At 60.3% G+C, this 23,068-nt stretch carries 14 protein-coding genes; 4 read left to right on the top strand and 10 right to left on the bottom strand.

The window, feature by feature from the left end; translation table 11 throughout:
• Window positions 1-32 precede the first annotated feature (32 nt).
• Both FHT70_RS06590 and FHT70_RS06595 read right to left on the bottom strand, forming a co-directional pair.
• Entirely contained in the window at window positions 33-1,265 is a 1,233-nt protein-coding gene (locus FHT70_RS06590; protein ID WP_183699666.1) for a GTP-binding protein, read from the bottom strand.
• Window positions 1,266-1,313: 48 nt separating this feature from the next.
• Entirely contained in the window at window positions 1,314-5,402 is a 4,089-nt protein-coding gene (locus FHT70_RS06595) for a DUF4082 domain-containing protein (RefSeq protein WP_311044226.1), read from the bottom strand.
• Between the two features lie 61 nt (window positions 5,403-5,463).
• On the opposite strand from FHT70_RS06595, the gene FHT70_RS30680 reads away from it, so the two are divergent.
• Window positions 5,464-5,622: a hypothetical protein gene (locus tag FHT70_RS30680; RefSeq protein WP_311043945.1), complete on the top strand. Its 159-nt coding sequence runs from the start codon at window positions 5,464-5,466 to the stop codon at window positions 5,620-5,622.
• Between the two features lie 420 nt (window positions 5,623-6,042).
• Here the strand turns inward: FHT70_RS30680 and FHT70_RS06600 are convergent, their stop codons facing one another.
• Both FHT70_RS06600 and FHT70_RS06605 read right to left on the bottom strand, forming a co-directional pair.
• Complete coding sequence (locus FHT70_RS06600; protein WP_183699670.1) at window positions 6,043-7,224, bottom strand: GTP-binding protein; 1,182 nt, start codon at window positions 7,222-7,224, stop codon at window positions 6,043-6,045.
• A 91-nt stretch (window positions 7,225-7,315) separates the two neighbouring features.
• Window positions 7,316-12,454 (bottom strand): DUF4082 domain-containing protein, encoded by a 5,139-nt coding sequence (locus FHT70_RS06605; RefSeq protein ID WP_183699672.1) that lies wholly within the window; start codon window positions 12,452-12,454, stop codon window positions 7,316-7,318.
• Window positions 12,455-13,083: 629 nt separating this feature from the next.
• Between FHT70_RS06605 and FHT70_RS06610 the strand changes: the two genes are divergently transcribed.
• Both FHT70_RS06610 and FHT70_RS06615 read left to right on the top strand, forming a co-directional pair.
• The gene (locus tag FHT70_RS06610; RefSeq protein WP_176536413.1) at window positions 13,084-14,400 is read left to right on the top strand and encodes an SLBB domain-containing protein; all 1,317 of its coding nucleotides are present in this window, start codon (window positions 13,084-13,086) and stop codon (window positions 14,398-14,400) included.
• A gap of 199 nt (window positions 14,401-14,599) precedes the next feature.
• Entirely contained in the window at window positions 14,600-16,108 is a 1,509-nt protein-coding gene (locus tag FHT70_RS06615; protein WP_097601722.1) for an O-antigen translocase, read from the top strand.
• 70 nt (window positions 16,109-16,178) lie between these two features.
• Here FHT70_RS06615 and FHT70_RS06620 read toward each other — a convergent pair whose 3' ends face one another.
• From FHT70_RS06620 to FHT70_RS06645, 6 genes are read right to left on the bottom strand one after another with little or no spacing between them, the layout of a single operon-like run.
• Window positions 16,179-17,396 carry a DegT/DnrJ/EryC1/StrS family aminotransferase gene (locus FHT70_RS06620; RefSeq protein WP_183699674.1) on the bottom strand — a complete coding sequence of 406 codons (1,218 nt, stop codon included), beginning with the start codon at window positions 17,394-17,396 and terminating at the stop codon, window positions 16,179-16,181.
• Window positions 17,393-18,364, bottom strand: coding sequence for an NAD-dependent epimerase/dehydratase family protein (locus tag FHT70_RS06625; protein ID WP_097601720.1), 972 nt, complete (start codon window positions 18,362-18,364; stop codon window positions 17,393-17,395). Before FHT70_RS06625 ends, FHT70_RS06620 begins: the two co-directional genes overlap by 4 nt.
• Window positions 18,361-19,077 carry an acyltransferase gene (locus tag FHT70_RS06630; RefSeq protein WP_097601719.1) on the bottom strand — a complete coding sequence of 239 codons (717 nt, stop codon included), beginning with the start codon at window positions 19,075-19,077 and terminating at the stop codon, window positions 18,361-18,363. Before FHT70_RS06630 ends, FHT70_RS06625 begins: the two co-directional genes overlap by 4 nt.
• Window positions 19,067-20,170, bottom strand: a complete 1,104-nt coding sequence (locus FHT70_RS06635) for a DegT/DnrJ/EryC1/StrS family aminotransferase (protein WP_183699676.1) — start codon at window positions 20,168-20,170, stop codon at window positions 19,067-19,069. The genes FHT70_RS06630 and FHT70_RS06635 overlap by 11 nt, the downstream gene beginning before the upstream one ends.
• Window positions 20,167-21,204: a Gfo/Idh/MocA family oxidoreductase gene (locus FHT70_RS06640; protein ID WP_097601717.1), complete on the bottom strand. Its 1,038-nt coding sequence runs from the start codon at window positions 21,202-21,204 to the stop codon at window positions 20,167-20,169. Before FHT70_RS06640 ends, FHT70_RS06635 begins: the two co-directional genes overlap by 4 nt.
• Entirely contained in the window at window positions 21,201-21,707 is a 507-nt protein-coding gene (locus tag FHT70_RS06645; protein ID WP_183699678.1) for an acyltransferase, read from the bottom strand. The genes FHT70_RS06640 and FHT70_RS06645 overlap by 4 nt, the downstream gene beginning before the upstream one ends.
• A 555-nt stretch (window positions 21,708-22,262) precedes the next feature.
• Here FHT70_RS06645 and FHT70_RS06650 point away from each other — a divergent pair.
• Window positions 22,263-23,039: a response regulator transcription factor gene (locus tag FHT70_RS06650; RefSeq protein ID WP_183699680.1), complete on the top strand. Its 777-nt coding sequence runs from the start codon at window positions 22,263-22,265 to the stop codon at window positions 23,037-23,039.
• Window positions 23,040-23,068 lie beyond the last annotated feature (29 nt).

A 23,068-nucleotide genomic window follows, 5' to 3' on the forward strand; every position in this document is an offset into this window, starting at 1 on the left:
GAGTCGACGCATCGGATTATCCGAAAAGCGCTTCACATTTTTCCGTTCGATGCGTGCGTATCGTGCCGCCATGGCGGAAACGGATCGCGAAGACCGACGGCGGTCTGAGGATCGAAACCCGTCTCCTCGCCGGTCAAGCAATCGTCGAGCGCGATGCGGATGGCGCCCTCGTCGAAGCCGGAGCCGATGAAGACCAGCTCCTGGCGGCGGTCGCCCCAGAGATCGTCCCAATGCCGGTCGAGTAACTGGCGGAATTGCGGATGGCGCGGCCAGTGCGCCCGCGGCACCGAGGCCCACCAAAACCCTCTGGTATCGATGCGGCATTGCGTACCGGCAATCGAAAGCAGACCGATCTCGTCCGGCCGGGTCGCCAGCCAGAAATGGCCTTTCGCCCTGATGACGCCGGGCAATGGCTGCTTGAGCATGCGGCACAGCCGCGCCGGATCGAAGGGCCGGCGGCTGCGATACACGAAGCTTGTTATGCCGTATTCCTCGGTCTCCGGCACGTGATCGCCCCAGCCGTAAAGCTCCTTGTGCCAGAGTGGATGGCGGGCGGCCTTGGCTTCGCTGAAAAAGCCGGTATCCAGAATCGCGCCGAGCGGCACCTGGCCGAAGACCGCCTCGATGACACGGGCATCTGGATTGAGTGCTGCGACGACCCGTCGAACTTCGGCGAGATCGGCGCTGGGCACGTCGCCCGCCTTGTTGATGATGACGACATCGGAAAATTCGATCTGCTCGACGAGCAGTTCCACGAGCTTGCGCTCATCGTCCCCGTCACGCCTTTCGCCGCGATCGGCAAGAAACTCGTCGCTCTGGTAATCGGCAAGCAGATTGACCGCATCGACGACGCAGACCATCGTGTCGAGCCGCGCCACGTCGCAAAGCGCCGCTCCGCTCTCGTCGCGGAAGGAGAAGGTCGCCGCTATCGGCAGGGGCTCGGCAATCCCCGTGCCCTCGATCAGCAGATAGTCGAAACGGCCGGCGGCCGCCAGCCGCCGCACCTCGCTGAGGAGATCTGCGCGGAGCGTGCAGCAGATGCATCCATTGGTGAGCTCTACCAGCGTCTCATCGGTGCGCAGAAGGTCTGCACCTCCCTCGCGCACGAGATCCGCATCAATGTTAACCTCGCTCATATCGTTGACAATGACCGCAACCCGACGGCCCTCCCGATTACTCAGGACATGATTGAGGACAGTCGTCTTCCCTGCGCCGAGAAACCCGGCGAGAACCGTAACCGGCAATCTGTTGTCTGCACGCATCATCGATACTCTCACTCTTTACTCGATGGTCGGCTTGCATCCTTGTGGGCGTTACGCCGCGAGCTGCGGTTTGAACGCTACGTCCACATAGTAGTTTGTGCTGTTGTAACTGCTGGTCGGGAACAACCCGCTCGATCCATAGGCATAGAGGCCATTGTCGCCGCTGAACGCCCTGAGGTCGCCGCTGGTCTTCTCAGTGCTGAAATAATTGCCCGTCGCCGAGTAATTGCCGTTTGTGCTGTAGGAAACGACGTAGGTCGTATCCGCTGCGACCGCGACCTGCTGGGTGAGCGTGGCAGTCTGCCAGCCGCTTGCCGTTTCGTTGCTGAAGGTGACGGTTGCAAGCAGCGTGCCCGAGGCGGTCCAGAGATAACCGTTATGCGGGCCGGTATTGTCGGCGCCCTTGTAGAAGCGGATCCCTGTGACCCAACCGGCCGTGTCCGCCTGAAATTTCATTCCGAGATTGACCGGGTGATTGTCGTTCACCGAGACGACTGCAGGCGTTTCATTGGCGCTGAAGAGGTTCTGCTCGCTCCACTGGGCGGTGACGGTAAGCCCAACTTGGGCGGATGCCGTGCCGCCCTGACCGTCGGCGATGGAATAGCTGAAGCTCGCCGGCCCGGTATATCCTGCCGTCGGCGTGAAGGTCACGGTCTGCGTCTGGTTGTCGTAGGAAACCGAACCGTTGACCGCTCCGCTGACGCCGGTGATGACAAGCGGGTTGCCATCCGCATCGCTGTCATTTGCGAGCAGATTTGCAGCGGCGATCGACAGAGCCGTATTAGTATAAGTCGTATAGCCGTTGTCATTGGCGGCGACCGGCACCGTATTGCCCGTCGATTGATTGAAGACGACGTCAACCCAGTAATTCGTTGACTGATAGCTTGACGTCGGGAAGATCGAGCTTGATCCGACCGAGTAGACGCCATTGCTGCCTGCAAGCGCCGTCAGCGAGCCATTGGTATGTGCCGTGTTGAAATAATTCGACGTCGCCACATAGGTGCCGGTCGTGTGGTAGGAGGCGACATAGGTCGCACCCGCGGTGATCTGCAGCGGCATGGCGAAGTTCGCGGTCTGCCAGCCGGAGAGCGACTCGTTGGTGAAGGTGACCGTTGCGACGAGCGTGCCGTCGGCTCTCCAAATGGAGCCGGTATGCACGCTGGTATCGCCGGCAGCCTTGTAATAGCGGATGCCCGAGATCGTGCCGGTCGAGGAAGCGACGAACTTCATGCCGAGTTCCAACGCCGTATTGTCGTTGAAGCTGCCGCCGGTCGGTCCCTCACTTGCCGTAAACAGTGTCTCGCCAGCCGAACCCGTTTGGACGGTCAGGCTGACATTGCCTTGATCCGTGCCGCCGCGCCCGTCCGACAACGTATAGCTGAAGCTCGCCGGTCCTGAATAATCGTTGGCCGGCGTGAAGGTGATGGCGCCGGTCTGCTTGTTGAGAGCGACCGTGCCATTGACGGCATTGCCGACGGCCGTGATGGTCATCGCATCGCCATTGGGATCGGTATCGTTTGCCAGGAGCGAGGCAATGGAGATAACAAGCGTTCCGTTGTGGCCGGTGATCAGCCTGCTGTCGTCGGTCGCGACCGGCTGGCTGTTGGGGCCGGCATCGAAGACCACGTCCACCCAATAATTGGTGCCGCCGGGGTTCTGGCCGGGGAATGTGCCGGCAGTGGTGCCGTAGGCGTAGACGCCGCCGCCATCGACGGCCTTCAGCTGGCCGCTGGCATAGGGCTCGCTGAAATAATTCGCGGTCATCGAGTAGTAGCCGTTGCTGTGATAGGAGGCTACATAGGTCGTGCCGGCCTGAATCTGGATCGGACTGGAGAACATCACTGTCTGCCAGCCGGAGAGCGATTCCCCTGTTGCTACGCCGGTCGCCAGCAGCGTTCCGGTGCTGCTCCAGAGGCTGACGACGTGTTCGCCGATGTTATAGAAGCCCTTGTAGAAGCGGATGCCTTCCACTGAGCCTGCCGTCGTCGCCTGGAAGCGCAGGCCGAGCTCGACTGAATCGCGATCGACCGCTACTTCGGTCGCGGGCTTTTCCGCCAGCGTCCACAGGCCCTGCGTGCCCGGCAGCCTGACGGTGACCTGCTTGCCGGCCGATGGCGCCTCCAGATTGACGCTGTCGTCGACGGCGCGTGACAGGATCGTATAGGTGCCGCTCGCCTGGACGACCCAGTTATAGCTCCAGTTCTCGCGGCCCGTGGCCTTGAACCAGTGCTGGCCGCCATCGGTGGAGACCTCGACGCCGGCAATGATGCCGCCGCCGAAATCCTGCGCCGTGCCCGTGATCGTCACATGCTGTCCTTCGAGAAAGGAGGCACCCACGATGGGCGAGGTAATCGACGAGGTCGGCTTCAGCGTGTCGGTCGATTGGGTGGCGAGGATCAGGCTGGCATCGAGCGTTGTCGGCTGGATGCCCATGTCCGCGAACATGTTGACCATCGCCTGCTGAACATTGCGATCGGTTGGCGTTGTCGGCCCCTGATGCTGGGCGTTCAGGCCCCAGGACCAGAAGACGGTGCCGGCGCCGAAGACGAGCGCGCCGCTTGCCGCCCGGTACATGGTCAGGCTGTGGGTCGCCACCGCGTCGCCGATCGTCGAGCCGTAATCGCGCAGATAGGTGTTGACCGCGACCGAGGAGAGCGACAGGTCGATCAGTCCAGCCGGACGGAATCCATTCTCGACATCCGAGTCCCATTCATAGCCGAGCAGGTTCTGCACCAGATTGTAGGTCTCGCCCGGCTGCAGCTCTGCCACATCGGTATTGCGCCAGAAGCGCAGGTTCGAATAGTCGTAGGGGATGGAGATCGTATCCTGGCGGTAGCCGTCCACCTGAAACATCGTGCCCGTCAGCGAATTTTCCGGCTTCTGCCCCGGATCGGCGTAACGCGGATCGCGCCAAGTGCCGGTGCCGATACTGCTCGGGTCCGTGCTGGTGCCGTAGGTCTCCTTGTAGCAGACCATAGTGCGGTAGGCCTGGCCGCTGCCGTCGATGCTGCTTTCCCAGCGAACCTTCCAGTAGACTTCGTTGCCGCTCCAAAAGGCGAGGTTCACGCCGGCATCGCGAGCGGCCTCCACATTGGTGCGCTGCTCGGCCGACCAGTATTCGTCATGGCCGACCGACAAGAAGGCCTGATGGTTGAGCAGCAGATTGCCGCTGCGCGTCGCATCGACGCCGGAAATATAGGAAACGTCGTAGCCGTTCTGCTCCAGCCACTGGATGGCTGAATGCTCGACGCCAAAGATGAAATCGTGCGAGCCGCCGACCGGGCTCGTATTGGTGATGATCGGCCTGTTATAGCTGATCGCCGAGGCGCGACCGATTGCGGTCAGGCCGCAGCTGCAGTTCGGCGGCAAGTAGCCGATCATGTTAGCGGGATCGACGGGGACATCGCCGTAATAGAGGCTGGCGCCGCCCCAGGCATTATAGGCCTGCCACGTCGTGTCCGAGGTCTGGAAAACGATATTGCTGTGCGAGGAGTCGTCGCGCACGACGAAGGGGATGATGCTGGCATCCTCGGTGCCGTCCTCACGCACCAGCTTGGCGAAATAGATGCCGGAGACGGCATCGGTCGGAATCTGCCAGCTCGCCGACACCGACCAATTGCCGCAGTCGATGAGACCGAGCGACATGTCGACGATCGGATGCGGCTGGATCTGCGCCGTGGTCAGCTGCTGCTCGATCGAGTCGACCTTGCGCGCACCGGCCCCGCCGTAATAACCCATCCGGTAGATATCGATGCGGTAATGCGTGGAATCGGTGGCGATCTTGAAATCGACCGTCTGGCCGATATTCGTGCTGATTTCGGTGGCGAAGCCCTGGATGGTGCCCTTGCCATCGCCCTCCAGGCCCCACTCGCTGATCGGGTTGCCCTGTTTCAGGTTTTCCAGTGCGATCTTGTTGAGCGTGACCGCAGCCGGAGCCGCCGCTGGTGCGGCCAGCGCTGAGACCGCGGTCGTATCGGCGGAAGCGTCCTGGCTCGGCTCCACCGTGAGGGATGCTATCGAGGCCTGAAGGCGCAACGAAGCCGTGTCGAGAGTGCTTGAAGAAGTGACCGGCGCCGTCGCCGTGGCGCTTCCGGTGCCGGCATCGCTGGCAATACCCGTCAGCACGGGGGCGGCAGGCAATGTAGCAGCCTCTTCGTAGGGATCTGGGGCAAGTACGGTGTCTTGCGATGCCGAGGAGGTCGTGTCGAAGATCGTCGCAGCCGACGCCGTCTTCGTGGACGTGTCCTGCGCGCCGCCATCGGCGGCAGGCGCCGACATCGGCGTCGACGATGCAGGCGACGACTGCATGTCGCCTGATGATATCAAGGAAGATGTAACCGTGCCGGTGAGGGAGGATTGAACGGTTGCGCTGCCTTGATTGGCAAAGTCGGAAGAACCCTGAGTGCTCGAAGACACGACGGTCGGAGTTCCAAGCAGCGCGGCCCAGGCCGAGGTTGCGTGACTGATGCACGGCGTGCCGCCGGCGGCAGTCAAGTATTTGCGATTCCTCACATGAAATCTCAGCAAGAGCGGCGTCCCCATTCCCGTCGACCAGCATTGAATAGCTTCATCCTGCCAGCTTTCGGAGCGGAACGTACGACAGCAATCTTGGGTATGTTGGTGGTACTCCATACGCCGATATGATGATCCTCACCGCATATCCGGTTCTGGAGCCGTCTGGTGCTTCCGCTAAGCGGCGGACGCTGTGTAAGAGGAAGCTGATCGGTCTTGTGTTGCCGGTCCGGCTGGTCGAGCCGGCAAACTCCGGCGTCGCCCCGTGCTACCAGGCCGGAAAGGGATCTTCGAGAGCCGACCAGTCCCGCGGATCCGAGCTGGCCAGGCAGTCGTCCAACGCGCTGCGGACGGCTGTCTCGTCCATGTCAACACCAATGAACACGAGTTCCTGCCGACGATCGCCCCAAGCGCTGTCCCATCGGCGCTCAATATGCTGGCGAAACTGGTGGTGGCTCGGCCAGTCCTGCCGGGGAACGGCCGCCCACCAGAGCCCCATGGGTTCACAGCGTCGTTGCGCTCCGGCCGCCGACATCAGACCCACGTGACGCGGTCGCGTGGCCAGCCAGAAATGACCTTTGGCGCGGATGACCCCTGGCCAGGGCTCGTCCAGGAATGCCCGAAACCGTATCGGGTCGAAGGGACGCCTCGTGCGATAGACAAAGCTCGATACCCCATATTCCTCCGTCTCCGGAACATGAGCACCCGGGCTGTACAGTTCCTTGTGCCATAACGGGTGAGCGGCGGCCTTTGCTTCGTCGAAGAGGCCCGTACTGAGAATGGTTGCAAGAGAAACCTTGCCGAAGTCAGTCTCCACCTGGTGCGCATCCGGGTTGAGCGCAGCCACCGTCTTGCGAACTTCTGCGCGGATTTCCTCGGTCGCGTCCGAGATCTTGTTGATCACGACAACGTCGGCAAACTCGATCTGGTCCACCAACAGGTCGATGAGTGTCCGCCGGTCCTCGCCGTCCCGCTGCATGCCGCGATCGCGAAGCAGATCGGCGCTGCTGTAATCAGCCAAGAGGCTGGCGGCGTCGACGACAGTCACCATCGTGTCAAGTTTGGCAAAATCGGAGAGCGAAACACCATTCTCGTCGCGGAAGGAAAAGGTGGCAGCGATGGGGCGCGGCTCGGCAATGCCGGTTCCCTCTATCAGCAGATAGTCGTACCGCCCCTCTTCGGCCAGTCGCCGCACTTCCGTCAGGAGGTCATCGCGCAGGGTACAGCATATGCAGCCATTGCTGAGTTCAACCAATGCCTCCGTCGTATGCGACAGGTTGCAGCCGCCGTCTCGAATGAGACTGGCGTCTATGTTCACTTCGCTCATATCGTTGACGATGACAGCGACCCTGAGGCCCTGACGATTGGTCAGCACGTGGCTGAGAAGCGTCGTCTTGCCGGCGCCGAGAAAGCCGGCGAGCACTGTCACAGGGAGCCGGCCCTTGTTCATCGCTGTCGCTTGAATGGGAGCGGAGGCCGCGTTCCTCTCTGCGATCCGCATTTGCGTCGTGTCAGCCTCATTCGAAACCGATCCCTTTGCATCACGCGACCAGTTGCGGCCGGAAGACGACGTCGGCGTAGTAATTGGTTGAATTGTAGCTGTTGGTCGGGAAAAGACCTGCGGTGGCGGAACCGCCATAGGCATAGACGCCATTGCCGCTGGCCGGCGCCGTCAACGGACCGTTGCTGACAGCGGCCGTAAAGAAATTGCTGGTCGCCACGTAAGCGCCTGTCGTGTGATAGGAGGCGACATAGGTGGTATTGGCGGCGATGGTGACTGGGTTTGTGAAGTTCACCGTCTGCCAGCCGCTCGCGGTGGTGGTGGTGAAGGTGGCGGTGGCAAGCTTGGTGCCTGTCGCGGTCCAAAGGTCGACGACATTCTGGCCGTTGTCATTGGCGCTGCGATAGAACCTGATGCCGGTGACATCTCCGGCAACGTTCGACGTGAACTTGACGCCAAGTTCGAGCTGCTGACCATCGTTGAAGGTCCGGCTCGGCGTGCTGGAAGCAGAGAACAGGCTGTAGCTCGTCGGCGTCGTCGACACGGCGATATTGAAGGTCTCGTTGGCGGTAAGGCTGCCGAGATCGGTTGCCGTCACCTTGACGCCGTAGGTGCCCGACGTCGTCGGCGTGCCGGAGAAGGTGCGCGTCGAGGCGTTGAAGCTCAGCCAGGAAGGCAGCGCCGTGCCATCGGCGGACGTTGCCGCATAAGCGAGCGTGTCGCCGCTGTCGACATCGGTGAAGGTGGTCGTCGGCAGCGTGAAGGAGAAGGCAGAGCCGACGGTGGCGTTCTGGGTCGTCGTCTGGACGGCCAGCACCGGCGCATCGTTGGCGCCATGGATGGTGATCGTCAGGTTCGCCGTGGCCGTGGCGCCAGCGCTGTCGCGCATCGTGTAGCTGAAGACATCGCTCAGCGTGTTGGTCGACTGGCGCAGCGCCTGGACGGTCGCATTGTTCTCGTTGATGGCATAGCTATAGGCGCCCGATGCGTTGAGCACGAGACTGCCATAGGCGCCGGTGAGCGCCGAGCCGAGCGTGCCTGACGTCGTCCCGAAACGGACTGCCGTGACGGTCTTGGTGTCACCGGTATCCGGATCGGTGTCGTTGGTCAGCACGTTGCCGCTGGCGGCCACGCCGCCCGAACCATTAGCCACACCGCCCTTCTCGGTCGCATCCCCCGTATCGGCAACCGCCGTCGGCGTCGTATTGCCTGATGTCGACACGGCGATATTAAAGGTCTCGTTGGCGGCAAGGCCGCCGAGGTCAGTCGCCGTGACCTTGACGCCGTATGTGCCTGACGTCGTCGGCGTGCCGGAGAAGGTCCGTGTCGAGGCGTTGAAGCTCAGCCAGGAAGGCAGTGCCGTGCCGTCGGCAGCGGTTGCCGCATAAGCGAGCGTGTCGCCGCTGTCGACATCGGTGAAGGTGGTCGTCGGCAGCGTGAAGGAGAAGGCAGAGCCGACAGTGGCGTTCTGGGTCGTCGTCTGGACGGCCAGCACCGGCGCATCGTTGGCGCCATGGATGGTGATCGTCAGATTCGCCGTGGCCGTGGCGCCAGCGCTGTCGCGCATCGTGTAGCTGAAGACATCGCTCAGCGTGTTGGTCGACTGTCGCAGCGCCTGGACGGTCGCATTGTTCTCGTTGACCGCATAGCTATAGGCGCCCGATGCATTGAGCACGAGACTGCCATAGGCGCCGGTGAGCGCCGAGCCGAGCGTGCCTGACGTCGCCCCGAAGCGGACCGCCGTGACGGTCTTGGTGTCACCGGCATCCGGATCGGTGTCGTTGGTCAGCACGTTGCCGCTGGCGGCCACGCCGCCCGAGCCATTCGCCACGCCGCCCTTCTCGGTCGCATCCCCCGTATCGGCAACCGCCGTCGGCGTCGTGTTCGAGCTCGACGTGGTAAACATCACATCGACAAAATAATTCGTCGACTGGAAGGTGCTCGTGGGGAATAGGCTGTTGCTGCCATAGGCATAGACGCCATTTCCGCTGGCCGGCGCCGTGAGCGGACCGCTGGTTACATTTGAGGTGAAGTAGCCGGTGGTCGACGAATAGTGACCGGTATTGGTATGGTAAGATGCAGTGTAGGTTTGTCCGACCGTCAGCGATACCGGACTGGTGAAATAGGCGGTCTGCCAGCCGCTGGCGGTCTCGCTTGTGAAGGTGAGGGTCGCAACACGCGTGCCGGTACTCGACCATAATGAACCTGTATGCGTGCCGGTATCCTGGCTGCCCTTATAAAAACGAATGCCGGTGACCGTGCCTGCCACGGAGGTTTGGAATTTGACGCCGAGTTCAACCGCCGAGGTATCGTTGGTGTTGACAACCGCCGGCGTCGCCGAACCGAAGAGAGAGGTGTAATTCGGCCCGCTGACGGTGACCGTTCGTCCCGCCGAGGGCGTTTCCAGGTTGACGTTATCATCGACTGCACGAGACCGGATGGTATAGGTGCCCGTGGTTTGCGGCTGCCAGGTATAAGTCCAGTTCTCATCGCCCGTCGCCGGATGCCAGCTCGCCCCGTTGTCGGTCGAAACCTCGACCGCGGCGATAACCCCGCCTCCGGTATCGGCAGCGGTGCCGGTAATCGTCACGGTGGATCCAACGGTCGCCGTGGCGGGCACCGTGATGACCGATGTCGGCGCAGTGTGGTCCAACGACGCGGTCCCGGCGGTGAGCCCCGACTGCAGTGTTCCAGGCTGAATGCCCATGTCGGCAAGCAAATTGACCATTGCCTGCTGCACGCGAGGATCCGTCGGAGTCGCTGTGAGGTCGTGATTGTCGCTGAGCCCCCATGTCCAGTAGACCGTGCCAGCGCCGAACACCAGCGCACCGCTGGGGGCGCGATAGAGCGTCAGATTGTGGGTCGCGGTCGCATTGCCGGTCGTGTTTCCGTAATCGAGCAAGTAGGTGCTGACCGGAAGTGTCGTCGACGACAGCTTCACCAGGCCGGCAGGATCGAAGCCGTTATCGGGCGCCTCGTCCCATTCGTAACCGAGATAGTTCTTGGTGAGCGTCGCCGTCTGCCCGGGCTGAAGATTGGCAACGCTCGTATTGCGCCAGAAGCGAAGGTTGGCATCATCATAGCCAACGGTGATCGCGCCGAGGTTGCTGCCGACATCGTCGACCTTGAACAATTGACCGGTCAGCGAATTCTCGGGATTGCCGCCGCCAATAGCCGGTGGGCTGAAGCGTGGATCGCGGAAGGTGCCTGTCCATTGGTCGGAAGGATCGATATCGCCGCCGGCCCATGTCTCCTTGTAGGTGATCAGGGTGCGGTAAGGCGTGCCGTCGGCGCTATAGGCGTTGCCCCAGCGGGTACGCCAATAAACCTCGTTACCGCTCCAGAACATGAGGTTGACGCCCGCATCGCGCGCGGCCTCGACATTGGTTCTCTGCTGTCCCGACCAGTATTCGTCATGCCCGGCATCGATATAGGTCTTGTGATTGAGCAAGAGGCTGCCATAGCGGTCGGCGTCGACACCCGACAAGTAGGAGACGTCATAGCCGTTCTGTTCCAGCCAATAGATTCCCGCATATTCGGCGCCGAACAGATAGTCTTGGGGACCGGCGTAAGTGCCGACCCCGCCGCGGGTGGCAATCGGCCTGTTGTAGCTGACCGCATAGGCGCGACCGGCACCTTGCCCCGTCGCCGGCCCGTTGCCGCCATACAAGTTTGCGCCACCCCAGCCGTTGTAAGCTTGCCAGGTCTCATCCGCGGTCTGGAAGACGACGTCGCTGTGGCTGTCGTCGTCGCGCACGATGAACGGAATGTGGTTCGAGCCAGCGGTGCCATCCTGACGCACGAGCTTGGCGATGTAGACGCCCGAGACGGCATCATCAGGTACGGTCCATGACGCCGAGACGGCCCAGTTGCCGGCGTCCACTGTGCCGGTCGTGGCATTGCGCAACGGACTGGGCTGAGTCTGCAACCCGGTGTGCTGCATGGTCGCGACCTTGCGGGCGCCCATGCCGCCATAATAGCCGAGCCGATAGATGTCGATCCGGTAGTTGGTGGAGTTGGTATTGATCTTGAAGCCGATCGTCTTGCCGTTGTCGACGCTGATGTCAGTCGCAAAGCCTTCGATGTTGGAGCTACCGGCACCGACGATGCCCCACTCGCTCTCCGGATTGCCCTGCTTCTGGTTTTCCAGCACGATTGCGTTGCTGGCCACCGCCGCGGCCGCCAGGCTCTGCGTTGTCGATGACCCCTGCGTAGAAGGCTTAGGTGGCTTCGTCACAGAGCCGGACAGGATACCGATATCCTTGGATTTTGTTCCCGTTCCCGTCTCTCCCCCACCTGGCAGGGTTCCATTGGTGAGCGCCGCGTCCGACCATGTTGCAGTGCCGGGCCACCCCGAGAGTGGGGACAAGTCACGATCGAGAAGCGGATCGCTGACCGAGGCGCCGATGGCCTGCTTAATAGCCACATAGTCCGGCCCTTCGGTCAGCCTGGTCCCCGGCAATTGACCGTCCTGTTGAAGCAGGGCGCCGCCATGAGCCCAATCGAGAATCCGAGTGGGGGAGGTAAAGTAGCCGCACCCGCACACGCCAAAGGGCATGCCGAAGGCCAGCGAATTCGCGCCGGCGTCGTGCGCTGTCGTCTGCCCTGACGGGCTCGATTCGAGAATGACGACCTTGCCCGAATGAGCACGCCCGGCCGCCACCTTAGGAGCACCTTGCCCCGAATCTGTCGGCGCAGGACTTTGCGGCAGATAGGGAGCCAGAGGATCGTCGCCCATGGAGCTCATTGCGGTATAGGTGCGCTGAAGGGACGCTGCACCCCCGAACGCAACTCCGTTCGCGGGCCCCTGGAAATTCGCAAACTCCGGCATAAGATCCGACAGCGTGGCCGCATCACCGCTTCGACTTCCCATTTCGCCAGGCTTTGCGAAAGTGTCAGGCAAGGACCGCTCTTCGAGTCTGTTGTCCGCCTCGCCGTTCACGTGCGCTTTCTGCCCGCCATCATGCTCGTTGAGGGCCGCATCCGTATAGGGATCGTCGACAAGGGCGCCCTGCTTGTGTCCGTCGGCGGTTTGCGCCGATGCCGCAAGTTGAGCTCTATCCTTACTTTTTTCGGCCGGCTTGCGCGGTCTTTCCTTTCCCCCGACGGTCAGCCATCGGGGCACCAACGAATCCACCAGAAGTGAGTGCGAAATCCACCGGCGAGCGTTGCGATACATGGCGGGTACCTCTCGCTATATTTATCGGATCAAATCTATGAGGATCGTTTAAAACGACTCTGGGAAGTATAGTCGAAAAATAAGCGAGTATATCCTACGCCTTTCGCTCTACGGGCGGCATCCTTTGGGCAACAGCCGTGTTGCATGAACTAATGACGGGTGCGACGGGCCGCAAAGCTCGCTGCGCTCGGTGCAGGGCCTCAAGCCGCGGCGACGGCTTCGTCCATCATCGCCACATGGCGGCACTGACGCTGGAAACGCCCAGGCAGGAAGCAACGGACCGGATCGACCAAGCGATGACAAAGGCCGTCTGCATCTGGGGACTACAATCGGGCACGAGCATGCGATCTCAATCCTTCGATGCGAGTGCGCCTATTCCTGCGTGCATGATCGCGTGATTTTTCAGGATGATACCTCTCCGAGATATACGCTCCTGCTCGATTTAGACTGAGGCACCCACCCTATCTCATCAATAGTGATGAGGCAAAGCAAACGACCTTCACCTTCCTCAAGCCTTCGCCAGACTGCACACTAACGATGTGGCTTCGGACCTGCCGGCCGGCGGTCGAACAGCGTCAAGGGATTGGATCAGCATCCGTTGAAGAATGTTTCGCAGGCGAGATATGTATATGAATTCATCGCACCGCATCCTCCAGCTGCTATTTCGCACGACGTTTGCCATCGGCGCACTCGCCTTTCTTGGCGGAGCGATGTCGCCGGCTCTCGCCGATAGCGCGTCCTTGCCTCCGCAAACGAAAATCCGTCTGACGATCGTCCAATGGGTGCAATCCAAAGGCCAATATGAACGATGGGATGCGCTTGGCGGCGAATACACGGTCTCGGATGAGAGCACGCTTTTCTTGCCTTTTCTCGGATCCCTTTCCGTCGGCAATCTCGAAAAAACCAATCTCATAAACGAGATCGCCAAGCGCCTGCAGGAAAAAATCGGGTTGGTTCAGCCACCCGCGGTCACGATCGAAATTCTCGAATATCCACCAATCTATGTTGTGGGAGACGTCACCACGCCCGGAGAATATAAATTTCGTCCCGGGCTTACCGTTCTGCAATCCCTGGCTATGAGCGGCGGCCCGTTTCGCTCGAAAACTCCGCTGCAAACGGAGTCGATCAAGCTCGTCGGCGAATTGCGGGAAATCGATCACTCCATCCTGCGCAGCACGGCGAAACTGTCGCGACTCCAGGCCGAGATGGCCGGTGCGAAGGAAATTACCTTCGATCAGGCGGCGGGCGCCGATCAGCAATTTTCCGCTGGGATATACAGCGAGGAGAGGGTCATTTTTCAAGCTCGTGCAAATGCGCTGGAGCGGCAGTCAAAGGCGCTCACGGAACTGCGCGAACTTTTGACCACCGAAATCTCGACTTTGGAAGAGAAACTGGTGGGCGCAGACGATAATATCAAATCAGTTGAGGACCAGCTGACCAGCGTCAAGTCCCTGGTGCAGAAAGGCCTCACGATCTCGTCGAGGCAGTTGGACCTGGAACGGTTGCTGACGACCTACCGTTCCGACAAGCTCGACCTGGTTACCGCCATCATGCGGGGTCGTCAGGCAGTTAGCGAGACAACGCGGAACCTCGAGGGCCTGTCCGACACGCGTCGGAGCGAAGTCGCGGTCGAAGCGCAGGCGGAACGGGCAAATCTCGATCAGCTCAAAATGAAGCGTGAGATGACGCAGAAGCTGCTTATCGATGAACTTGCTGCCGACGACGGCTTGAAAAACCGCAGCGTGGAGCTCCCGATCACTTTTACCGTCAGCCGGCGTAACGAAGGACGAATCGATCAATTCCAAGCCTCAGAAACGACGACGCTAGCGCCGGGTGACGTCGTGAGAGTTGTTCGGCCGCAAATTTCGGACGAGCCGTCCGAGCCCACCTCCGATCAATCTGGGGAGATGGAGCCAGAGACGCTTGCAAATCGGGCAAGCCAGTGACCTGTGGCGAAAGCACGATCACGGTGAAAGCGGCCGTGAGACCGAGAGATGTGAGATCCCGCCGCCTCGAATATCATGAGCGATATGACGGTCTCAAGAAGACCGCGCGCGCCGCGCATCTCCGAAGCTGCGTTGGGCGCCGGGCCCGGGGTAAAGCGTCGGAGATGCTGCCCGACAGGATAAAAGCTAGGGATATCTGATGACCTTGCGCATGATCCCACCCAGCGGTCAGTCTTATACCCAAATCTTGAAGTCGACGATATTGATGGGCGGTTCCTCGCTGGTGAATGTCGCTCTCAGCATCGTTCGCAACAAAGCCCTGGCTGTTCTGCTCGGGCCGGAAGGAGTGGGGCTTATCGGCCTTTACGGGGCAATCCTCGATATCGCGCAGGCAATAGCTGGTCTGGGCGTGAGCAGCAGCGGTGTGCGCCGGGTCGCCGAGGCGGCGGGCGCCGACGACGGAGAGAGGATCGCGCGGTCGGCGACAGCGCTCAGACGCATCTCGCTGGTGCTCGGGTTGTTCGGCGGGCTGTTGCTTGCGGTGCTGGCCTTTCCGGTCTCCAATCTCACCTTCGGCGACTACCAGCACGTCGGCGGCATTGTGCTGCTTTCCCTCGCCGTATTCTTTCGCATTGTGTCTGCCGGACAGGCTGCTTTGATCCAGGGCTTGCGGGGCATTGCCAATCTTGCCCGCATCAACGTGCTCTCCGGACTCTTCGGCACGATTGTCAGCATCCCGTTGATTTATCTGTTCGGCGAAAAGGCGATTGTACCCTCTCTCGTGGCGATCGCGGCCGTCTCGGTTCTTCCCACCTGGTGGTACAGCAAACAAATATCCACGCAGCCACCGCCGATGTCGGCGCGCCAGTTCGGCCGAGAAGCGAAAGCCCTGTTCAGGCTCGGCGTCGCTTTCATGGCAAGCGGACTTCTGACCTTCGGCGCGGCCTATGCTATCCGCATCATCGTGCTGAATGAAGGAGGCGTTGTGGCGGCGGGGTTGTACCAGGCAGCCTGGGCGCTTGGCGGCCTCTACGCCGGTTTCATCCTGCAGGCGATGGGGACAGACTTCTATCCGCGCTTGACCGCAATCGTGGACAACGATGTCGAGTGCAATCGGCTGGTCAATGAGCAGGCGGAAATCAGCATGCTACTGGCCGGCCCCGGTCTGATCGCCACCCTGACCCTCGCCCCGCTCGTGATGAGCATGTTCTATTCCGCGGAGTTTCATGGGGCCGTGGAGCTTCTGCGATGGATCTGCCTTGGAATGATGCTCAGGATCGTCGCTTGGCCGATGGGCTTCATCGTCCTGGCGAAGGGTGCGCAGACGATCTTCTTCTGGACGGAGGTCGCAGCAACGCTGGTGCATGTGGGGCTGGCGTGGCTCTTCGTATCAAAGTTCGGCACGACAGGAGCCGGCGCGGCGTTCTTCGGCCTCTACGTCTGGCATAGTATTCTGATTTACGTGATCGTGTATCGCCTCACCGGCTTTCGCTGGTCGCGCGCCAATCGCAGGCACGCGTTTCTCTTCCTGCCGGCATCGGGACTGGTCGTCTCAGCCTTTTTCCTGTTACCGTCATGGGCGGCGATGGTGATCGGCTGCGTCGCAGCAGTCGTGACAGGGCTTTACTCGCTACGCATGTTGGTCAAACTGCTTCCGCCGGAATCGGTGCCCGCAATCGTCAGAGGATGGATCACGAAATTCGCATGAGAAAAGCGCGCTTCAGTGATGCGCGCTTTTCTGATGTTGTATCGACATGCCGCCTCGTGCAGGCGTCACTTCAGGCAGGTACGACGTGCTCAACGGGCTGATGGTCGGCGCGCCCGGTGCTGACGTCGATGATGGCCCGGCGCAATGTGTCGACGACCCTGACGAGATCCGCCTCCGTCATCTGAGCATAAAGCGGCAGGATGACGGTTTGCTGCTGCGCAGAAACGCTTCTCGGCAGGTTGGTGGCGATGCGATGGGAGTTTTGACCGGAATAGGCGCCCTCGAGATGAATGTTCATCACGCCGCGCCGCGTCGATATTCCTTGATCGAGCAGCGCCTGCATGACGGCTCGCTGGTCGATTTCGTCGGACAATCTCACGCAGAAGCTTTGCCAGTTACTGCGAGCCCAGCGGGGCTCGGTCGGAACCGACAGACCTGGGATCGTGGATAGCCTCTCGCAATATTGCGAGGCAAATCGCCGTCGCTGTGCAACCAGCTCCGGCAGCCGCCGCAGTTGCACCCGTCCGACCGCCGCCTGTAGGTCGGTCATACGGTAGTTATAGCCGAGCTCATCATAGTCCTCGAAGATCACCTGTTTGGAGCCATGGCGGACAGCGTCGGTGACGCTCATGCCATGTTGGCGCCACAGCCGGAATTTTCGGTCATATTCCGGATTCACAGTCGTCAGCATGCCGCCATCACCGGTGGTGACGACCTTTCGGGGATGGAAAGAGAAGCAGGCAATATCGCCATGCGGTTTGCCGATCTTTTCGCAACGCCCTTCCCACAGGATTTCGCTTCCCGTCGCACAGGCCGCATCCTCGATAACCGGTATCGAATTGCGCTTGCCGATCTCCACGATCGAACGGAGATCGCAGGGCATGCCGAGTTGATGCACGCACAGGATTGCTTTGGTGCGGGGCGTGATTGCCGCTTCGATCAAGCTGGGGTCGATATTGTAGCCATCCGGCTCGATATCGACGAAGACGGGCACCGCATTGCAGTATCGAACAGCGTTCGCGGTGGCGATGAACGAATGGCTGACCGTGATGACTTCGTCACCGGAACCTACGCCAACCGCCATCAAGGCGAGATGAAGCGCGGTCGTGCAGTTGGAAACGGCGCAGGCGTGCTCAGTGCCGACGAACGCCGCGAATTCCTTCTCAAATGCCGCGACTTCCGGCCCCTGCGTGACCCACCCCGACAGGATGACCCGGCGTGCGGCCTCGGCCTCTTCCTCTCCGAGGACGGGTTTGGCGACTGGAATTGTGGATTGAGGTGAGCTCATGCTGCCGCCCCTCCCGCGGCGGTCTGCTGCTGCCACCAGGCAACGAGATCGCGAAGCCCCTGTTCCATTGATATCTCCGCCTTGAAACCGAGGAGCCGTTCGGCCTTGCTGATATCAGCGAGACGACGGGTTACGCCGTTGACGGTCCGGGCTTCTTTGTGCTGTGGCTCGAGTGAAACGCCCATGACGCTGCTCAGCATCTGAGCGAGTTCCAGGAGGCTTATTTCCTGCCCGCTCGCGACATTGAATACTTCGTCCGTGACGTCGCTCTTTGCGGCGAGAATGTTTGCGCGCGCGATGTCGCGTGCATCGACGAAGTCCATCGTCTGGCTGCCATCTCCATAAATGAGCGGCGGCATTCCAGCCGCCAGGCGCTCCATCCAACGGATCAGCACTTCCGTATAGGCGCCGTAAACGTCCATTCGCGGTCCGTAGACGTTGAAATAACGCAGCGCCACATAGCGCAGGCCATACATTTCCGCGAAGCTGCGCAGCAGCCCCTCATTGAACGTCTTCGCCGCACCATAGATCGTCCGGTTATTGTAGGGATGATGCTGCTCGGTCGTCGGGAAGCTTTCGGCCAGCCCCAGCACCGAGGCGGAGGAAGCAGCAACGACCTTCGACACGCCTGCCTTCACGGCAGCTTCGAGGACGTTGAACGTGCCCTCGGCCAGAACATCGAAGGCGAGCCGCGGTTCTTCCGCGCATTGCGTGATGCGGATCGCCGCCTGGTGAAAGACGACGTCGACGCCTTCGAAGGTTTTCGCCAGCAGTGCCCTGTCGCGGATATCACCTTCGATGATGTTGACGGAGCCGCTTGATATTGCCGTGCTGAGATTGTCCCGGCGCCCGCGCACGAAATTGTCGAGGACGATGATCTCGCGAGGTTTTTCCAATGCAACAAGATCGGCAATATGCGAACCGATCAGACCGGCACCGCCGGTGATGAGCACCCGTTTGTTTCTCATGATCTTTCCTTACGCGACATGTTCGTCATCGGATCATTCTCCGAACGCCAACGTATGAATTTCGCCGGTACACCGGCGGCAACCGAGAACGGCTCGACGTCGGAAACGACAACTGCACCCGCTCCAACGATCGCCCCCTTCCCGATGGTCACGCCGGGAAGAATGGTCGCATTCGTTCCGATATCGGCCTCGGCACAGATGCGGACCGGCTTGATTTCAAGATCCGTACGGATGATCGGCACGTCTATCGGCAGTGCGGTGTGGGTCGAGCCAAGCACCTTGGCCCCCGGCCCCCACCCGACAGAATCCTCGATCACAAGTTCGCGCGCGTCGAAATAGGCCATCGGGCCGATCCAGACATTGTCGCCGATGACGCAGGTGCCATCGTAGCGTCCCTGGATGTAGGCCTGAGCGCCGATGAACACGCCATTGCCGATTTCGAAGGTTTCCGGATGTTTGAAACCGGCGCCGCCTGCGACCTGCAGACCTTCGCCGCAGCTGCGCGTGATAGCCCGCCAGATGGCTTTGCGCATCAGCGCGTCGACGACGCCGTCGCCTGTCGCGAAGCGGCCGTAGAGTTCGATCAGGCCGGCGCGCCCATATGCTTGCCTGAGCTCTTCGGCGAGCCCCGCTTGATAGGCTGGATCTGCCGGCTTCTGGCTGCGGCCGTGGACGGCCTGCACGACACGAGCCTCGCGTGGACTAGCTGACATAGGCATACTCCAGCGCAGCCGCGACCTGATCGACGTGCTGTACGGGCATTTCAGGGTAGATCGGCAAGGAGAGAACCTCGCGTGCGGCGGCTTCCGAGACCGGGAAGTCCCCTGCTTGGTAACCGAGGTCGGCATGGGCCTTTTGCAAATGAACGGGAATAGGATAGTGCAGACCGGATGGAATGCCCTCTGCTGTGAGCACACGCTGCAGGCCGTCGCGATCGCTGCTTCTGACGGCATAGACATGGTAGACATGCCGCCGCTCGGCAGCCTCGACAGGCGTTCGCAAATGCGGCGATCCTGCAAGCAGCGAGGAGTAGCGGCGGCCATGCGAACGGCGAGCTTCGGTCCAGGCTTCGAGATGCCGGAGCTTGACGCGCAGGATTGCACCCTGGATGGCATCCATGCGGTAGTTGAAGCCCTTCAGCAGATGGTGATAGCGCTGTTCCTGACCCCAGTCGCGCAGCATGCGCATTGTCTTGGCCTGCTCATCGCTGTTCGTGACGGCGATGCCGCCCTCGCCGCAGGCGCCGAGGTTCTTACCGGGATAGAAGCTGAAGCAGCCCGATGCGCCGATGCTGCCGGCGCGCGCGCCCTTATACCACGCGCCATGTGCCTGGCAGGCGTCCTCGATGACCGGGATCCGGTAGTGATCAGCGACCGCCATTATGCCATCCATATCGGCCATCTGGCCGTAGAGATGGACGGGAATGATCGCCTTGGTCCGGGAGGTAATCTTCGCCTCGAGTTGAGCGGGATCCATCGTGAGCGTCACGGGCTCCACATCGACGAATACCGGTGTTGCGCCCGTGTAACAGATAGCCGACACAGTCGCGACGAAGGTGAATGGGACGGTGATGACTTCATCGCCGGGACCAACGCCCGCCGCAAGCAAAGACAGATGCAGGGCACTCGTCCCGGTGTTGACGGCGATCGCGTGTTTGACGTTGCAATAATCCGCAAATTCCTGCTCAAGGCGGATGACTTCCTCGCCCAGTATGTATTGCCCAGAGGCGAGCACGCCGAGCACGGCGGCGTCGATTTCGCTCTTGATCGATTGATATTGTGCTCTGAGGTCCAGAAAGGGGATCATGCGATGCGCCTCGCCTCCTCGAGCTCGACGATACGACCGCGCTGCGCGAGCGAACGGCTTGCGGCTTCAAGGACCCGAACGACACGCAACCCGGCATGCCCGTCCGTAATGGGCCGGGAATTCTGCTCGATGCACTCGACGAAGTGATCCAGTTCGCGCTTCAATGCCTCGGTCATATCGAGCTTGGGTGCCCACATATCGCCGCTGCGGTAGCCGACCAGCATCTGATGCACCTTCTCGCCGTACGCATCGGAATTGGGACACATGGTGATGCCCTTGTCATAGACCTTGATCTTTTCGCTGGGCTCGAGATCGTCATAGACGATCATCTTGTTGCTGCCGCCGATCAGCGTGCGGCGCACCTTGACCGGCGCCAGCCAATTGACGTGGATGTGCGCGATGAGCTTGCTCTCGAAAAAGAGCGTCAGATAGGCGATGTTCTCCGGCTCGCCGAGCACGTGGCTCATGCCCGTCGCGGAAACAGCCACCGGTTTTTCCTGCAGGACGTGGTCCAGGATGGAAAGATCGTGCACCGCGAGGTCCCAGATGACGCTGACATCATGCTGAAAGAGCCCGAGATTGACCCGAACCGAGTCGTAATAATACATGTCGCCAAGGCCGCTTTCGACCAGTTCGCGCATTTTCCGGACGGCGCCGGTGTGGACGAAGGTATGATCCACGGCGAGCACGAGGCGTCGGCGCGCAGCTTCATCGACCATTCGCGACGCTTCTTCCGCCGTCGCTGCCATCGGCTTTTCGACGAAGACATGCTTTCCGGCCATCATCGCCTGCATTGAAAGCTTGAAATGCGTCGAGACCGGCGTCGCGATGGCGATCGCGTCTACTCTCGGATCGCGCAAGACTTCCTCGAAATCGTCCGTGACCGTTATTGCGGGGTACCGGCTTTTGACGGCCCCCAACCGTTCGACATTGAGATCACAGACTGAAACAAGGTGGGCGCCGGCCGCTTCAGAGATGTTACGAACCAGATTTGGACCCCAATACCCGTATCCGACAACAGCGATACCGATCATTCCATTTCTCCCAACGCAAACATGTCTACCGGTCCGTCATTGACGCGGCCGATTACCCGAGCCGGAACGCCCGCGACGATGGCGCCGTCTGGCACGTCCTTTGTTACAACCGCTCCGGCGCCGACCTGCGCGGCCTCTCCGATGGTCACGCCAGGCAGAATGGTGGCATTGCTGCCGATCGACGCGTGGCGCTTGACAAGTGTAGGGATGAGTATCCAGTCGGCCTCCGTCTGCAGGCTGCCGTCCGGATTAATGGCGCGAGGGTAGGTGTCGTTCGTAAACATGACCCCGTGGCCGATGAACACGCCGTCTTCCAGCGTCACGCCCTCACAGAGGAAGGAATGGCTGGAGATCTTGCAGTCTTTCCCGACCACAACATTCTTCTGAATTTCGACAAAGGTGCCGATGCGCGTTCCTGCGCCGATCGTGCAGCCATACAGATTCACGAGATCTCGATGGTGGATGACGCTGCCGTCACCCAGCTTGACATTTGATGCAATCATCCCTGAAAACCCCTACTACTCCTAACAGGGCCCGATTTTCAGTTGAAACAGACAATCGGGCGATTGCGTCCAAGGTTTCAAACCAACAGGACAAATATTTCTATCACCTCAAAGAGAATTGTTTTCGTCATCCGAGTAAAGAAACAAAACGTTTAAGCTTATTCACCCAAAGGCGTATCTACTTATGACGACTTACGCCCTGGTGTATGCTCTGCACCAGCATTGGTGGCGGGCTCATCCTCCCTACCCGTCGCCGCGCCTACGCCGAAGACAGCGATTGTTTCCATGTGTTTAGTGGCCCGCGGCAAATCGGAAATATAATAACATAGACTATCTGGAAGACATCGTAGTAAGACCTAGGTCTATACTCAGGATTATCTTCGGATTTAAATTCGATACGGTAAGTTGTCCTGTACTTAGCCTATATTAGCTACTGTAACGTTCCGCGAATTGTGGTATTCGATTCCTACTTTAGAGTTTCCCAAACCCCCGTATTGAGAGGGGTCGGTACTCGGGTCGTAGTGAAGCGTAACGTGTTAGTGGGAGGGTGAAGCTGTGAATTCAGCACTTATACCGAATTTGGACCTCAGGCAGGAACACGTACCTCTTCATAGGATAGAAAATAACGCGCACACACTCGCGTTGTCGGCGGGACAAACGCATTCGCTTGTCATTCTCGACAATCGTGAACTTGATCGCCAATGCCTGGCGCAATGCATGGCTGCGCAAAAAGCGGACCTGCAGATTCTGGCGTTTGGATCGATTGAGGAGTGGAAGCAGAAGCGCGACGAATACGCTCCGCTTGCAGCAATCCTCTTGAACATCGGCGGCAAAAAGGTCGATGAACCAGCCGTTTCGGAGCAAATCCGCAAACTTTCTTCGGAATTCGCGTCTACACCCCTTATCGTATTGGCCGATAGCGACGACTTCGGCCAAATCGTTAGGGCTCTTGAGTACGGCGCCAAAGGGTTCATACCCGCCTCGGTCAGCGTCAGCGTCTGCATGGAGCTGATCGCGCTGTCGGTGGCAGGAGGAATATTCGTGCCTGCAAGCGCCTTGTTCGCCATGCGTCACCTGCTGGACTCGAGCAACTCGACCTCCCGTCCGCTCTCCGGCATCTTCACCGATCGTCAGGCAGAAGTGGTGGAGGCGCTCCGACGCGGAAAGGCGAACAAGATCATCGCCTACGAGCTCAATCTCAGAGAAAGCACGGTGAAGGTGCATGTCCGCAATATCATGAAAAAGGTCAAGGCGACTAACAGAACGGAAGTCGTGTTCAAGCTCAACGATCTTTTTCAAAGTAATCTTTCGGGCGGCTTAGCAGCAAACTGACGGTGCCGATGCGGTCAGGCGATAGACCT

The sequence above is a fragment of the Rhizobium sp. BK049 genome, assembly GCF_014193135.1.
Taxonomy (GTDB): Bacteria; Pseudomonadota; Alphaproteobacteria; order Rhizobiales; family Rhizobiaceae; genus Rhizobium.